Annotated in this window: 1 pseudogene; it reads right to left on the bottom strand. The window is 38.3% G+C overall.

Going from position 1 to position 428, the window contains the following annotated elements:
• Window positions 1-370: pseudogene (locus tag L8D11_RS05480) on the bottom strand (hypothetical protein); the annotation flags it as partial.
• Window positions 371-428: the final 58 nt, after the last annotated feature.

The raw sequence follows: 428 nt of genomic DNA on the forward strand, positions 1-428 counted from the left end.
TTTTGCAGTGACTTTCCAATGAATCAACAATACTCCAGCAGTTTGCGGCTCCATCGCAGAACGCAGTTATTTCTGTGTTTTTGCTCATGCCTTCTTTTTTTGCCGCATCTAGCGTGTACTTATTTATTGTTTTGCCACCATCATTAATTGCCGATGCTGCTATATGCTTAGGTATAGCTGTATTACTGTTTGCAGCTTTCTTATATGAATCTGCCTTAAACACCGCGGCTAGCAATGCTTCAAAGCTTCTTTTTTCTCTATCTTTATCTTTTACATGCCCTCCATCCACATACATATACAAATCATCTGCATCACCCTTGCTCTCTACTACTTCTTCTGATTTAATCTTGCTTAAAATGCCTCCTATCATATTTGTGCACTCTGCTATTTTTACATGGTTATTTGCGCTACGTTTTTGGCAATTTAAC

It is taken from the genome of Candidatus Bandiella numerosa (genome assembly GCF_021811875.1).
In the GTDB taxonomy this organism is placed as follows: domain Bacteria; phylum Pseudomonadota; class Alphaproteobacteria; order Rickettsiales; family Midichloriaceae; genus Aquirickettsia; species Aquirickettsia numerosa_A.